General features: G+C 69.1%; 9 protein-coding genes. 4 read left to right on the forward strand and 5 right to left on the reverse strand.

Translation table 11 applies throughout. The features are described from left to right. Positions 1–72 precede the first annotated feature (72 nt). Positions 73–738: a Uma2 family endonuclease gene (locus tag FHR32_RS02220; RefSeq protein WP_246465908.1), complete on the forward strand. Its 666-nt coding sequence runs from the start codon at positions 73–75 to the stop codon at positions 736–738. Here the strand turns inward: FHR32_RS02220 and hrpA are convergent. Then, positions 722–4,636: an ATP-dependent RNA helicase HrpA gene (gene hrpA / locus FHR32_RS02225; protein WP_184752513.1), complete on the reverse strand. Its 3,915-nt coding sequence runs from the start codon at positions 4,634–4,636 to the stop codon at positions 722–724. The two genes, FHR32_RS02220 and hrpA, sit on opposite strands and share 17 nt — an antisense overlap. A 238-nt stretch (positions 4,637–4,874) precedes the next feature. On the opposite strand from hrpA, the gene FHR32_RS02230 reads away from it, so the two are divergent. Then, positions 4,875–5,045, forward strand: coding sequence for a rhodanese-like domain-containing protein (locus tag FHR32_RS02230; RefSeq protein ID WP_221465220.1), 171 nt, complete (start codon positions 4,875–4,877; stop codon positions 5,043–5,045). 134 nt (positions 5,046–5,179) lie between these two features. Here the strand turns inward: FHR32_RS02230 and FHR32_RS02235 are convergent, their stop codons facing one another. Further along, a complete protein-coding gene (locus FHR32_RS02235; protein WP_184752515.1) occupies positions 5,180–7,483 on the reverse strand; it encodes a glycoside hydrolase family 6 protein in 2,304 nt (767 codons plus the stop codon). Between the two features lie 336 nt (positions 7,484–7,819). Next, positions 7,820–8,554 (reverse strand): polyphosphate--glucose phosphotransferase, encoded by a 735-nt coding sequence (gene ppgK, locus FHR32_RS02240; RefSeq protein WP_184752517.1) that lies wholly within the window; start codon positions 8,552–8,554, stop codon positions 7,820–7,822. A 161-nt stretch (positions 8,555–8,715) separates the two neighbouring features. Between ppgK and FHR32_RS02245 the strand changes: the two genes are divergently transcribed. Then, complete coding sequence (locus FHR32_RS02245; RefSeq protein ID WP_184752520.1) at positions 8,716–9,207, forward strand: hypothetical protein; 492 nt, start codon at positions 8,716–8,718, stop codon at positions 9,205–9,207. Positions 9,208–9,677: 470 nt separating this feature from the next. Here FHR32_RS02245 and FHR32_RS02250 read toward each other — a convergent pair whose 3' ends face one another. After that, positions 9,678–10,658: a LacI family DNA-binding transcriptional regulator gene (locus FHR32_RS02250; RefSeq protein WP_184752522.1), complete on the reverse strand. Its 981-nt coding sequence runs from the start codon at positions 10,656–10,658 to the stop codon at positions 9,678–9,680. Between the two features lie 187 nt (positions 10,659–10,845). Further along, a complete protein-coding gene (locus tag FHR32_RS02255) occupies positions 10,846–12,483 on the reverse strand; it encodes an ABC-F family ATP-binding cassette domain-containing protein (protein WP_184752524.1) in 1,638 nt (545 codons plus the stop codon). A 305-nt stretch (positions 12,484–12,788) separates the two neighbouring features. Between FHR32_RS02255 and FHR32_RS02260 the strand changes: the two genes are divergently transcribed. Then, the gene (locus FHR32_RS02260; protein WP_184752526.1) at positions 12,789–13,517 is read left to right on the forward strand and encodes a hypothetical protein; all 729 of its coding nucleotides are present in this window, start codon (positions 12,789–12,791) and stop codon (positions 13,515–13,517) included. Positions 13,518–13,703: the final 186 nt, after the last annotated feature.

Raw genomic sequence — 13,703 nt, forward strand, 5'->3', positions numbered from 1 at the left:
TCTCACGCCTGAGGGAATTCGATGGCACACTTAGAGTGTCTGTTCGGACACGAATAGGCACAGTCGATGGTGATGACAGCACAAGGACGACTTCCCCGGCACACCTCCCAGGAGAACCCGCCACCACCTCACCCGGCGAGAGAGCTCTTCGAGTCCCTTCCTTCCACCTTCCGCCTCCGGGCCGAGATCATCGACGGGAACCTCCTCTTGCGCCCATCCGGAACCCCTCAGCACGCCCGCATCGCCAGACGCCTCAGCAGAGCACTGATTCCGGTCGAAGACGCGAACGGATGGGAGAGCTTCTCAGGGGACGTCGACATCTGCATCGAGGGTCCACGTGACACCGTGATCCCCGGCTACTGCCTGGTCCGCGCGGACGCCCCGCTCTGGGGTGACCGGGAGATCCTCTCCTCAGGGCTGATCATGGTGGCCGAGGTCGTCCCACCCGGCAGCATGGAGACAGACCGCGCTACAGAGCCCCGGATCTATGCGGGGTGCGGCATCCCGATCATGCCGATCATCGACCCGGTCGTCTCTCCGCCGATGGTCACCGTCCTCAGCGACCCCGAGGACGGTGCCTACCGGACCATGGCCCACACCGAGATCGGCAAGCCGGTCCGGATCCCCGCCCCCGTCGACTTCGACCTGGACACCTCGATCTTCCTGTGGTCCCCGTCGGACCCGTGCTCCCCCGCCCCGGGGCCCGAACCGTCGGCGGGACTCAGAGCTGGTCCATGACCTTGCGGATGCGCTTGTCGGAGATCGAGTAAGGAGTGCCGAGGGTCTGGGCGAAGTAGCTGACCCGCAGCTCCTGGATCATCCAGCGGAGCTGGCGGACGTCGTCGTCGGAGCGGCGGGCGGGCGGGAGCTTCTCGACCAGGTCGTGGTAGTCGTCTTCGAGGTCATGGACCTTGTGCATCCGCTCCTCGTCACGGAGCCGGTCGTCGGGCAGCTTCTCCAGCCGCCGCTGGGCCGCCCTGAGATAGCGGAGCAGGTCCGGCAGACGCCTGTAGCCCGTGCCGGTGACGAAGCCGGGGTAGACCAGGTCGGCCACCTGGTCGCGGATGTCCTCGACCGCGGCGGTGGAGCGGCCCTCGGGCAGGAGGGTGGTGACCGAGTGCCAGACCCGCAGGATGCCCTCCACCCTGGCGACCGTCTCGGCGGTCGTGTCGAAGAGCTCGGCACGGACCTTGTCGTGCAGGACGGTGAAGGCGGACTCGTCCCAGACCGGCCCGCCGTACTGGCTCATCAGCTCGTCGGCGGCACAGGCGGTGCAGTCGTCGAACAGCGCGACGGCACCGGCGTGCGGGCTGCGGCTGAGGGCGAGCTTGGCCTGGTTGTCCAGGCGGCCGAGCACCCACTTGGCCGGGGACGGGGTGTTGAGCAGCAGCAGCCTGCGGGTGCCCTCCCACATGGCGCGGCGCTGCTCGGCCTCGGTCTCGAACATGCGGACGGCCACGGTGGCGCCCTCGTCGGCCAGCGCGGGATAGGCCTTCATCCGGCGCTGCTCGAAGGTCTTGGGCAGCTCCCCCACGTTCCATGTGGTCAGGCCGGACTTCTCCAGCCCGTCGGCGGCCCTGGACAGGGTCTGGCGGAGCTTGGGGGCGAGCCGACGTTTGAGGTCGGCCAGGTCCTTGCTCTCGGCGAGCTTGTGCTTGCGGCCGTCGATCACCCGGAAGGTGATCTTCAGGTGGTCGGGCACCAGGTCGAGCTGCCACGCCTCGCGCGGCACCTGGACGCCGGTCAGGTTGAGCAGCTCCCGCTCCAGCACCGCGAGCAGCGGCTCCTGGGTGGGCTCGGCCCGCTGGAGCACCTGCCTGGCGTAGTTGGGCGCGGGCACGAAGTTGCGCCGGATGTTCTTGGGCAGGGCTCGGATCAGCGCGGTGAGGAGCTCCTCGCGCAGGCCGGGGATCTGCCAGTCGAAGCCCTCGACGTTCACCTGGTTGAGCAGGGCGAGCGGGATGTGGGCGGTGACGCCGTCGGCGTCGGTGCCCGGCTCGAACTGGTAGGTCAGTGGGAAGCGCAGTCCTCCCTGCCGCCACACGTCGGGATAGTCGCGCTGGCTGACGTCACCGGCCGACTCGCTGATCAGCATCGACTTCTCGAAGCTGAGCAGGTCGGGCTGGTCTGCTCTGGCCTTCTTCCACCAGGCGTCGAAGTGGCGTCCGGAGACGACGTCGGCGGGGACGCGATGGTCGTAGAAGTCGAACAGCGTCTCGTCGTCGACGAGGATGTCGCGGCGGCGGGCGCGCTCCTCCAGCTCCTCGACCTCTTCGAGAAGCTTGCGGTTCTCCCTGAAGAACGCGTGATGGGTCTCCCAGTCGCCCTCGACCAGGGCGTGCCGGATGAACAGCTCGCGGCTCAGCTCGGGGTCGATGCGCCCATAGTTGACCTTTCGCTGCACCACAAGCGGCACGCCGTACAGCGTGACCTTCTCGTAGGCCATCACGGCGCCCTGGTTCTTCTCCCAGTGCGGCTCGGAGTAGGTGCGTTTGATCAGGTGCTGGGCGAGCGGCTCGACCCACTCAGGCTCGATCTTGGCATTGACCCGGGCCCAGAGGCGGGAGGTCTCCACCAGCTCGGCCGACATCACCCACAGCGGCTGTTTCCTGGCCAGCGCGGAGCCGGGGAAGATGGCGAAACGGGCGTTGCGGGCGCCGGCATACTCCGTGAACGGCCGGCGCTGTTCGGTCATCGGCCGGCGCGGTCCGTTCGGAGACCGCTGGGGACCCTCGTTCGCCGTCTTCTTGTCGATGTCCTTGACGCCGACGTGGGACAGCAGACCGGACAGCAGCGACATGTGGATCTTCTGCTCGTCGCCGGGGGTGCTGTTCTGGGTGACGCCGAGGGACTTAGACATCTGACGGAGCTGGCTGTAGACGTCCTGCCATTCGCGTACGCGCAGGTAGTTGAGGAACTCGGACTTGCACAGGCGCCGGAAGGCGCTGGAGGACAGCTCCTTCTGCGACTCCTGAAGGTATTCCCACAGGTTCAGGTAGGAGACGAAGTCCGACTCCTTGTCGGCGAAGCGGCGGTGCTTCTCGTCGGCGGCCTGCTGCTTGTCGGCGGGGCGCTCGCGCGGGTCCTGGATGGAGAGCGCGGCGGCGATGACCATGACCTCACGGACGCAGCCGTTGTTGTCGGCCTCCAGCACCATGCGGGCCAGGCGCGGGTCGACCGGCAGGCCGGCCAGCTTGCGGCCCAGCGGAGTCATCTGCCTGGCCTGGTCGAACGCGCCCAGCTCCTGGAGCAGGTCGTAACCGTCCTTGACCTGGCGCTGGTCCGGCGGCTCGACGAAGGGGAAGGCCCCGATGTCGCCCAGGCCGATGGAGGTCATCTGCAGGATGACCGAGGCGAGGTTGGTGCGCAGGATCTCCGGGTCGGTGAACTCCGGCCGGGTGAGGAAGTCGTCCTCCTCGTACAGCCGGATGCAGACGCCCTCGGAGACACGGCCGCAACGGCCCTTGCGCTGGTTGGCCGACGCCTGGGAGATCGCCTCGATGGGCAGGCGCTGGACCTTGGTGCGGTGGCTGTAGCGGGAGATGCGGGCGAAGCCGGGGTCGACCACGTATTTGATGCCGGGCACGGTCAGGGAGGTCTCGGCCACGTTGGTGGCCAGCACGACCCGGCGGCCGGAGTGCCGCTGGAAGACCCTGTGCTGCTCGGCCGCCGACAGCCGGGCGTACAGCGGGAGGATCTCGGCGTCCTTGCGCTTGGACAGCGCCTCGGCGGTGTCGCGGATCTCGCGCTCACCGCTGAGGAAGACCAGGATGTCGCCCGGGCCCTCGGCGCACAGCTCGTCGACGGCGTTGCCGATCGCCTGGATCTGGTCGTCGTCCTCGGCGATCGGCCGGTAGCGGACCTCGACAGGGTAGGTCCGGCCGGAGACCTCGACGATCGGGGCGTCGCCGAAGTGCTTGGAGAACCGCTCCGGATCGATGGTGGCCGAGGTGATGATGATTTTGAGATCCGGCCGCTTCGGGAGAAGCTGCTTGAGATAGCCGAGGATGAAGTCGATGTTGAGGCTGCGTTCGTGCGCCTCGTCGATGATCAGCGTGTCGTACTGGGTGAGGTCGCGGTCGGTCTGCAGCTCGGCCAGGAGGATGCCGTCGGTCATCACCTTGACGAGGGTGCCGTCGCTCACCTGGTCGGTGAACCGGACCTTGTAGCCCACGGCGTCACCGAGCTGCGTGTCCAGCTCCTCGGCGACGCACTCGGCCACGGTCCTGGCGGCGATCCTGCGGGGCTGGGTGTGCCCGATCAGGCCCCGGACGCCCCTGCCCAGCTCCAGGCAGATCTTCGGTAGCTGGGTCGTCTTTCCGGAACCGGTCTCACCGGCGACGATCACGACCTGGTGGTCGCGGATCGCCTCCAGGATGTCGTCCCTGCGCTGGCTGACCGGCAGCGCCTCCGGATAGGTGACAGCGGGCACCCCGGCACGGCGGGCGGCCACCCGGTGCTCGGCCTTCTCGATGTCGGAGGTGATCTCCGCGGCGATCTTCTGCTGTGCGGCGCGGTTTCTGACCTTGCGCGCGCCGTCGAGCCGGCGCCGGAGCCGTCGCTGGTCACACAGCGTGAGCTCGGGCAGGCGCGCGTGGAGGTCGGCAAGTGGAGATGTCAACGGAGGCGTTCCCATACTGCTTCCAGAGTACTTTCAGCCCGCAAGTCAGGAGCCAACCGCCCATCGTGCCCGACCCTCCGCACGACCGCATCCCAATTTGAAGCGCCCTCCACGGCCGAAGCCGAAAACTCCCGATGTGTTCGACCGGAAACCCTCAGATCGCTAAGGTCGGCTCCGTGGACGAGATCACCGGTGTCGGGCGGCTGCTGGACGGCGCGCGCGCCACGATCCGCCGCCTGCACCCGATGGAGGCGTGGCAGGCCGCCCGCCGGGGGCCATCATCGTGGACACCCGCCCCGAGTTCCAGCGCCGTACGGCCGGCGAGGTTTCCGGGGCCGTCGTCGTCGAACGCAACCATCTGGAGTGGCGGCTCGACCCCGGCTCCGACGCCCGGATCCCGGAGGCCGGCTCCCCTCCCGTCTGAGCCGCCGCCTCCCCACCGGCCCGCGGACGGCGCCGGGCGGGAGGACCTCTCATGCGCCGCGTCCGCGGACGCGGGAAGGGTCCCCTGCCGCAGTGCGGCCGGGGACCCTGCTCGGAACGGTTGACGGACGGTGGTTACGGAAGGGCGGGGTAGGCGTTCTTGAGCAGCTCACGGAACTGCGCGGAGAACCACTGCCCGGAGAGTGGGGCGTTCGGCAGGGAACCGGTCAGGTTGTTGCCGTTGCGCTCGTTGCCGGTGTAGGTCGGGTCGCACATCCGGTCGAAGCCCTTGCCCTCGTCGTTGGGGATGAGCGAGCTGGAGCCGTCGGACTCGCCCGGGGGCTTGATCCAGACGTAGGCGTCCAGGCCGGCGGCGGGGCTGGCCTGCGGGCGCTCGCCGAGGCCGGCGCCGCTCTGGTTGCACCAGTTGCCGGCGTGGATGCGACGGTCCACCCGCGACTGGTCGACGAAGGTGTTCATGTCGGTGGAGGTGCTGGGAGCGGCCGGACGGGCCGTGCCGCCCCACCCGTTGCGGGAGGTGTCGATCAGCATGCCGAGGCCGGACTTGAAGCCCTTCTGGATGAGCAGGGTGCGGAACGCCTGGGCGTAGGAGAGCTCGTCGACGTAGAAGTTCCAGTCGACCCACCGCGACTGGCGGACCGTCTGGCCGTTGACCGTGCTGTTGATGGTGAAGTTCGGCTCCTTCAGAGCCGAGTAGTTGGCGGTGTTGGTGATGAAACCGTCGACGCTGTCGAAGCCGGCCGCGGTGCCGGAGACCGTGCTGGCGAACAGGTCGGCCGAGGGGCCGAAGTTGGTGTCCCAGCCCAGCCAGCCGTGGTGTCCGGCGTCGATGTAGGTGTAGACGTTGTTGATCGCGTGCAGCTTGTCGAGGGCGTACCTGACGCCGTTGACGTAGGCGCCGCTGTCCTTGGCCTCCTGGCACTTGGCCACGTTGAGGTTGGTGATCAGGTTGGGCAGCGAGTCGATCTCGATGACCGTCGCGATCCGGAGCGCGGCGTACTTCGACTCCTTCATGATCGCGGCGATCGGGTCGATGTACTCGGTCTTGTAGCGGTTCAGACCGTTCTGGGCGATGAGTAGCTCACCGTTGGAGGCCAGCGCCGAGCAGTCGCGGTTCGGCAGGTTGTAGATGACGAACTGGATCGTCAGCGGCTTGCTGCCGTTGGCCGCGTCCTGCTTGAGGGCCTCGTCCAGGTGGGCGCGGAGCCCCTTGGCCGAGGCGGTTCCCTCGATGGCGGCGATGCGGTCCAGCCACACGCCGGTCGAGATGTTGGCCACCGCGGAGCCGCCCGGCTCCGCCGCGGCCTTCGCCGACCAATCGGGATTGACGTAGCCGGTGGCCCCGGCGTACGGGTTCTCGACGTGCTCGCCGGTCGGCGGGGTGCCGTCGTCGTCCTCCTCGGTCGCGGTGACGGAGACGCCGGTGTGCCCGGTGGCCGCGGCCGCGATGGTGGCGGTGCCGTTGGTCGCGTCGGCGTCCTGCGCGGCCGAGACGGTCACGTTCTGCGCCGTGTTCCAGTTGGCGGTCGTGAAGGTCAGCGTGGAGGGCGAGATGGTGATGTCGGCGTCACCGGTCTTGGTCAGGTTGACCGTGACGTTGCCGGTGGGCGCCTTGCTGAGCCTGAAGCCCACCGTCTTGGAACTGCCCTCGGGAACGCTGACCGAGGTCGCCGAGGCGACGATCGACGCGGTGCCGGTGTCGGAGCCCACGGTGAAGGGGACCGCGGTGCTCTCCTTGGACAGGACCGGGGACCCGTTGTCGTAGGCCTTGGCCGTGGCGGTGTGGCTGCCCGCCGCCACGCCCGTCGCGGGGTAGCTGTACGGGGCCGAGGTGTCGGTGTTGACCAGTGCGCCGTCGACGTAGAACTCGACCTTGCTGACCGCGCCGTCGTCACCGGCCGTCGCCGCGAGCGGTACGGCGGAGCCCGCCGGAATGGAGGCGCCGCTCACCGGGCTGGTCAGGCTGACCGTCGGAGCCTGGTTGGCCGGCGGCTGCCCGCCGCAGGTGACGCCGTTGACCGTGAAGGCGGTGGGCTTGGGGTTGCTCCCACTCCACGACCCGTTGAAGCCGATGCTGGTCGACGCGCCGGTGGCGAGAGCGCCGTTCCAGTCCAGGTTCTTGGCGGTGACCTGGTTGCCGCTCTGGCTCCAGGTCGCCGACCAGCCCTGCTGGAGCTGCTGGTTGCCGGGGAAGGCGAAACCGAGAGTCCAGCCGGTGAGCGCGTCACCGAGGTTCTTGAGCGTGACGTTGGCGGTGAACCCGCCCTGCCAGTCGTTGGTGCTGTAGGCGACGTCGCACGAGACTGCGGCGTGCGCTGTGGCGGCCTGCCCGGCGGCGAGACCGGTGGCGGCCACGAGCAGGGCCGCCGTGGTCACCGCCCGGGTGCGCCACGCGTGACGGCGCGGATGAGCTCTCATTCGTAATCATCTCCAGGACGAGGGTGGGAGCGCTCCCATAGTCCGGATGTTTCGGGCGTGTGTACAGCTTGTTGCACGCCGCGGGCACTTCGCCAGGACTGTCCCCGCCCCTGACCTCACCGAATGCTTTTCTGGTTCGATGAAAGTTTCAAAGGCCCCGGGTCCGCCCCAGACGGCGGAGCCCGCGAGAGACCGACGATCGCCGGACTCGCCGGACTCCGGACGGCCCGGCCGCGGGGCCTCCGCCGAACGGAGCCTCTCCCACCGGACACGTCATCTCAGGCGGGTCGGGTGCGCCGGCGCCGGGCTTCCCGGTACGGGCCGCGTGACGACGCCCTACTGCTCGGCGGCGGCCATGGCGGCGCCCACGATGCCGGCCTCGTTCTGGAGGGTGGCCGGCACGACGTGCGTGCGCACCTCCACCTTGGGCAGGAACTTGTCCGACTTCTTGCTGACCCCACCCCCGAGGATGATCAGCGAGGGGGAGAACAGCGCCTCCACATGCTGCAGATACTCCTCGACCCGGCCCGCCCATTTGTTCCAGCTCAGATCGCGGTCCTCGCGTGCGTGGTCCGAGGCCCGCTTCTCCGCGTCCTTGCCCCTGATCTCCAGGTGCCCGAGTTCGGTGTTGGGCACCAGGCGGCCGTCGACGAACAGGGCGCTGCCGATCCCGGTGCCGAAGGTCAGCATCAGCACCACTCCTGCCCTGCCGCGGCCCGCGCCGACCGCCATCTCGGCCATCCCCGCCGCGTCGGCGTCGTTGAGCACGATCACCGGCAGCCCCGTCGCCTTGGTGAACAGTGCCCGCGCGTCCTCGCCGATCCACGACTGATCCACATTCGCGGCCGACCTCGTGACCCCGTCCACCACGATCCCGGGAAAGGTCACACCGACCGGCCCGGTCCAGGAGAAGTGCTCGACGATCTGCGCGACCACCGCGGCGACCGCCTTGGGGTCGGCGGGAACCGGCGTCGGGATCCGCAGACGCTCCCGGGTCAGCTCTCCTCTGGCGGTGTCCACCGGCGCACCCTTGATCCCTGACCCACCGATGTCGATTCCCAGTGCTTCCATGACATCCACCTCCTGCTCCGGGCTCCTTCCCCGTGACAGGCCGCTGATGCCCATCCGTGATCCTCCGCGATCCGCTGATACCGATCTGCAGTGAGCGGTCAACCCGGCTGAAAGCGGTCCATCACAGACTGCGGACATCACAGCGGGAAAGGACCCCTCCGATGACACCTCTGCGCACCGCAACCGGCCTCGCCCTGGCCGCCGTCCTCGTCTCGATCGCCCCATCTGCCGCACAGGCCGCAGCCGGTCCCGCCGACACCACCGCGGCCAAGACCACCCAGTGGGGCCCCACCTACTCCCCCGGCCGCAAGGCCAAGGCCCTCGGCTCTCTGACGGCCTCGGACGAGGACCATGAGGACATCCCCGCCGCCGGGACCGTCCGGATCTCCGGCAGGCTCCACGACCTGACCCGCAAGGGCACCGCCTGCGGATGGGCGGTCTTCCGCGTCACCTACCGGACCCCGGACGGGAACCTGCCGTTCAGGCACCGCAGCGTCAGCACCTGCTCGTACGGCACGTCCAAGCCGTTCGCCTTCGCCTACCACGACGTCTACGAGGTCGAGCTCAAGGTCTGCGCCGAGCCCAAGGCCGCCAAGCCGTCACTCACCTGCCTCTACGCCGGCACCTGGAAGGTGCTCTACGTGTCCAGCTGAGCGCGAGGCCTCCTCCCCCGGCAGGCCACGGCGGACCTCTCCGGCCGGGGGCCTTTCGGGACTACCGCGACGGGGAGGGGATCACCCGGGCGGCCGGGTGATCCCCTCCCCAGGAGGGCCGACGCTCCGGCCCGTGCGCCATCAGCCCTCAGCGGCGGCGACACGACGCCGGCGGTGGAGACGGACGGCCAGGGCGAAGCCGCCCAGAAGCAGCGCGACCAGCCCCCCGATTTCGCCCTTCTACCCACCTTCGGCACCCCATAGTGGGACGTGCCTGAAGCGATCGACCACTGGGCGGCCCGGAACCCGGCCGCTCAGCACGGACCGCAGCAAGCATTCGCAATCAGGGAGTAGACAAACGCAAGAAAATGACCACTCATCGCGAAATCACCGGCAGACGCGAGGACGGAGCACCCGTTCCCCGACGAAGGCCGCGCGGGCCCTCGCGATGGGAACCCACACGATCCGCCCTAACGTTTCACGGGACCCGTTGACGCCCTGACCACGAGCTCGGGCTCGAAGAGCAGCTCGTCCGCGGGGACCAGGGCCTTGTCGATCTGGGCGGAGAGAAGGTCGACGACCGCGCGGCCCATCGCGTCGATCGGCTGGCGCAGGGTGGTCAGCGGCGGGTCGGTGCAGTTCATCAGCGCGGAGTCGTCGTAACCGATCACCGAGATGTCGTCGGGGACCGACAGCCCCGCCCGGCGCGCCGCCCGGATGGCGCCCAGCGCCATGACGTCGCTTGCGCAGATGATGCCGGTCACGCCTCGCCGTATCAGCCGGGCCGCCGCCGCGTGGCCGCCCTCCAGGGAGAACATGGTGTGCTCGACGGACTCGGAGTCCAGACCGGCCGCCGCCAGCTTGCGCCGCGAGGGCACATGGTCCGGCGGGCCGAGCACCATGCCGATCCGCTCGTGCCCGAGCGAGCGCAGGTGACCGAGCGCCATCTCGGCGGCGGCCACGTCGTCACACGAGACCTGGGGGAAGGCGAGGTGTTCCACCGCGGCATTGACCAGCACGGTCGGCAGGCGGCGTTCCAGTAGCAGCCGGTAGTGGTCGTGGGAGGCGTCGGCCTGGGCGAACAGTCCCCCGGCGAACACCACTCCCGACACCTGCTGCTGGAGCAGGAGGTCGACGTACTCCGCTTCGGAGACCCCGCCCAGCGTCCTGGTGCACAGCACCGAGGTGAACCCCTGCTGAGCCAGCGCTCCCCCGACCACCTCGGCGAACGCCGGAAAGATCGGGTTCTGCAGTTCGGGCAGGACCAGCCCCACCAACCGGGCCCGGTCCCCGCGCAACTGCGTCGGCCGTTCGTATCCGAGCACGTCGAGTGCCGTGAGCACGGCCTCCCGCGTCGCCTCGGACACGCCGGGTTTCCCGTTGAGCACGCGACTCACCGTCGCCTCGCTCATCCCGACCTTCTTGGCCACCTCTGCAAGCCGTCGCGTCATGGCGAAACTATACGGCGTTGGGCGCAAGTATTTGCGCCTCCTTGCGAAAGTCATCGCATATTTCCCGTATAGCACTCCCCTTCCTGATCATCACTCCCCTTCTCACGCCGCCACCGGAAGTCGCGGAGGTCGCCGGGGAGCTCCGCGTGGGGGCGACGGCGGCGGGCGGAGGATCCACGGGACAGGCCTAAGCCTCCGTGATCCGACCGGCGTTCGCGTGGATGTGCCTGGTGGTGTGCACAGCCTCCAGCATGCGCCGGTCATGGGTGACCAGCAGGAGCGTACCCGGATAGGAGACGAGGGCGGACTCCAGCTGCTCGATGGCGGCCAGGTCCAGATGGTTGGTCGGCTCGTCGAGAACGAGGAGGTTCACCCCACGGGCCTGGAGCAGGGCGAGCGCGGCACGGGTCCGCTCCCCGGGTGACAGCGTGGCGGCCGGGCGTAGCACGTGCGCCGCGCGCAGCCCGAACTTGGCGAGCAGCGTGCGCACGTCGGCGGGGGCCATGTCCGGGGCGGCTGCGCCGAAGGCGTCCAGCAGCGGTTCACCGCCGAGGAACAGGCCCCGCGCCTGGTCCACCTCGCCGACGACCACGCCGGGGCCGAGCGAGACGTTCCCCTCCTGGAGCGGAAGCCTGCCCAGGAGGGCGGCCAGCAACGTGGACTTGCCCGAGCCGTTGGCACCGGTGATCGCCACCCGCTCGGCCCAGCCGATCTGCAGGTCGACCGGGCCGAGGGTGAAGGCGCCTCGCCGTACCACGGCCTCGCGCAGGGTGGCGACGACGGCCCCCGCCCTGGGGGCGACGGCGATCTCCATGCGGAGCTCCCACTCCTTGCGGGGCTCCTCGACCTCCTCCAGCCGCTCGATCATCCGCTCGGTCTGGCGGGCCTTGGCCGCCTGCTTCTCCGTCGCCTCGGTGCGGAAGTTCCGGCCGATCTTGTCGTTGTCGGCCGCCTTGCGCCGCGCGTTCTTGACGCCCTTCTCCATCCAGGCGCGCTGCATCCCGGCCCGCTGCTTGAGCGAGGCGACCGTGCCGGCGTACTCCTCGTACTCGTCGCGGGCGTGCTGCCGGGCGACCTCGCGCTCGGCGAGGTAGGCCTCGTAGCCGCCGCCGTAGACCCCGATCCGCTGCTGGGCGAGGTCGAGCTCGACGACCCGGTTTGCCGTCCTGACCAGGAACTCACGGTCATGGCTGACCAGCACCGTCCCGGCGCGCAGACCGGTGACGAAGCGTTCGAGCCGCTCCAGCCCCTCCAGGTCGAGGTCGTTGGTGGGTTCGTCCAGCAGGAAGATGTCATAACGGCTGAGCAGCAGGGAGGCCATCCCCGCACGGGCCGCCTGCCCGCCGGAGAGCGCCGTCATCGGCCGGTCCAGGTCGACCGCCAGGCCAAGCTCGGCGACGACCTCCTCCGCGCGGTCCTCCAGGTCGGCTCCGCCGAGCGCCAGCCACCTCTCCAGGCCCGTGGCGTAGTCGTCGTCGGCGCCGGGGCGGCCCTCGACCAGCCCCTCGGTCGCGGCGTCCAGCTCACGCTGGGCGGCGGCCACTCCGGTCCGCCTGGCCAGGAAGTCCGCGATCGTCTCGCCGGCCCGGCGTTCCCGCTCCTGGGGCAGGTAACCGACCACCCCCGAGGGGGGACTGAGCCGTACGGTGCCGTGCTCCGGAGGCATCAGGCCGGCGAGGATCCGCATCAGGGTGGACTTGCCCGCGCCGTTCACCCCGACCAGGCCGACGACGTCGCCGGGAGCGACGACCAGGTCCAGTCCGGAGAACAGCGCGCGGTCTCCGTGTCCCGCGGCGAGATCCTTGGCGACGATGGTGGCACTCATGGGGAAACGCTATCTGCTGCCCGCCGCCGGGGTCGCATCCCGCAGGCCGGCCCCTCCTCCCGGAGCAGGCCCCAACCACGACCCCTATTCCCGGCAAATCGGACGTTTACCTTCCAGGCTCCGGAGGTCGTGCCGTCGCGCGGACGCCCGCCCGACCTGCGCGCTTTCCATCCAAACGTTACTCGAAGGATATTTGATCAAGACTTTTCCGCAGCTTTAGACAACTTTCCGGCCAACGGCTCCGTCTATATGAGTGGAAGCGATCACCCCCGACCGCTTCTCTCAACGGGGAGAAGGAAAACTTGATGAAACGGATCGTTGCCGGCCTCCTGTCCGCGGCCGTGGGCGGCTCGCTGCTCCTGTCCACCGGTACGGCCTCCGCTGAGCGCACCGCCCTCAGCGTGCACATCGACGGCGTGAACCCGAATCCGGTCGTCGTGAAGAACGGCGATGACACGAGGGTCACGATCGAGGTCCGCACCACCGAGGCCACCCGGGTCGAGCTCCGCCTCAAGCCGGTCTCCGACCGGTTCCGCGCGCTCGACGCGCAGGAGCCCAAGGTCATCCACGAAGGCGACCTGTGGCGCTTCAGCACGAGCTTCGACGAGAACGACGTCGAGGGCCGCTGGCTCGCGGTCGCCGACGCCTACGACAAGGACGGCAAGAAGGTGACCGACCAGGTCAACTTCTCCGTCAAGCAGGAGCAGGAGAAGGCCGAAACCCGACTGGACCGGTTCTCCGCCGGCCCCGACGTGGTCCGCAAGGGCCGTTCGGTCTACTTCACCGGCCGCCTCCGGGCCGACGACGGTGGCCACTGGAAGGGCGTGGACGGCGAGGAGGTGGGAATCTACTTCCGCTCCCGCGACTCCAGCGCCTGGAAGTGGGTCACCTCCGCCGACACCGGCTGGAAGGGCACCTTCCGTGCCAAGGCTCGCGCCTCCAAGAGCGGTGAGTACCGTGCGGTCTTCGAGGGGAACGACGACCTCGGCGACAGCACCAGCCGGTCCGACCGGGTCCGGGTCTGGTACAGGTAGCCACCTCGGGCGGCGTCCGCCCCGAGCGGGCGAATGACCCACGTTCCCGGTTCACGGGGGGGCACGTAGACGACACGGAGGCCCAGGTCGGCCTGTGCCTCCGTTGTTCTTCTTGCAAAGTCACGCCTATAGCCACAGATAGAGCATTACGCTCAGGATAAGGATCTTCGCGACTGTTCAGGCAAG

Source organism: Streptosporangium album, from assembly GCF_014203795.1.
In the GTDB taxonomy this organism is placed as follows: Bacteria; Actinomycetota; Actinomycetes; order Streptosporangiales; family Streptosporangiaceae; genus Streptosporangium; species Streptosporangium album.

Excerpts from the sequence above, each read along its gene's own strand:
- FHR32_RS02220 (WP_246465908.1), top strand. The coding sequence starts at position 73 with ATGACAGCACAAGGACGACTTCCCCGGCACACCTCCCAGGAGAACCCG.
- hrpA (WP_184752513.1), bottom strand. The coding sequence starts at position 4,636 with ATGGGAACGCCTCCGTTGACATCTCCACTTGCCGACCTCCACGCGCGC.
- FHR32_RS02235 (WP_184752515.1), bottom strand. The coding sequence starts at position 7,483 with ATGAGAGCTCATCCGCGCCGTCACGCGTGGCGCACCCGGGCGGTGACC.
- ppgK (WP_184752517.1), bottom strand. The coding sequence starts at position 8,554 with ATGGAAGCACTGGGAATCGACATCGGTGGGTCAGGGATCAAGGGTGCG.
- FHR32_RS02245 (WP_184752520.1), top strand. The coding sequence starts at position 8,716 with ATGACACCTCTGCGCACCGCAACCGGCCTCGCCCTGGCCGCCGTCCTC.
- FHR32_RS02250 (WP_184752522.1), bottom strand. The coding sequence starts at position 10,658 with ATGACGCGACGGCTTGCAGAGGTGGCCAAGAAGGTCGGGATGAGCGAG.
- FHR32_RS02255 (WP_184752524.1), bottom strand. The coding sequence starts at position 12,483 with ATGAGTGCCACCATCGTCGCCAAGGATCTCGCCGCGGGACACGGAGAC.
- FHR32_RS02260 (WP_184752526.1), top strand. The coding sequence starts at position 12,789 with ATGAAACGGATCGTTGCCGGCCTCCTGTCCGCGGCCGTGGGCGGCTCG.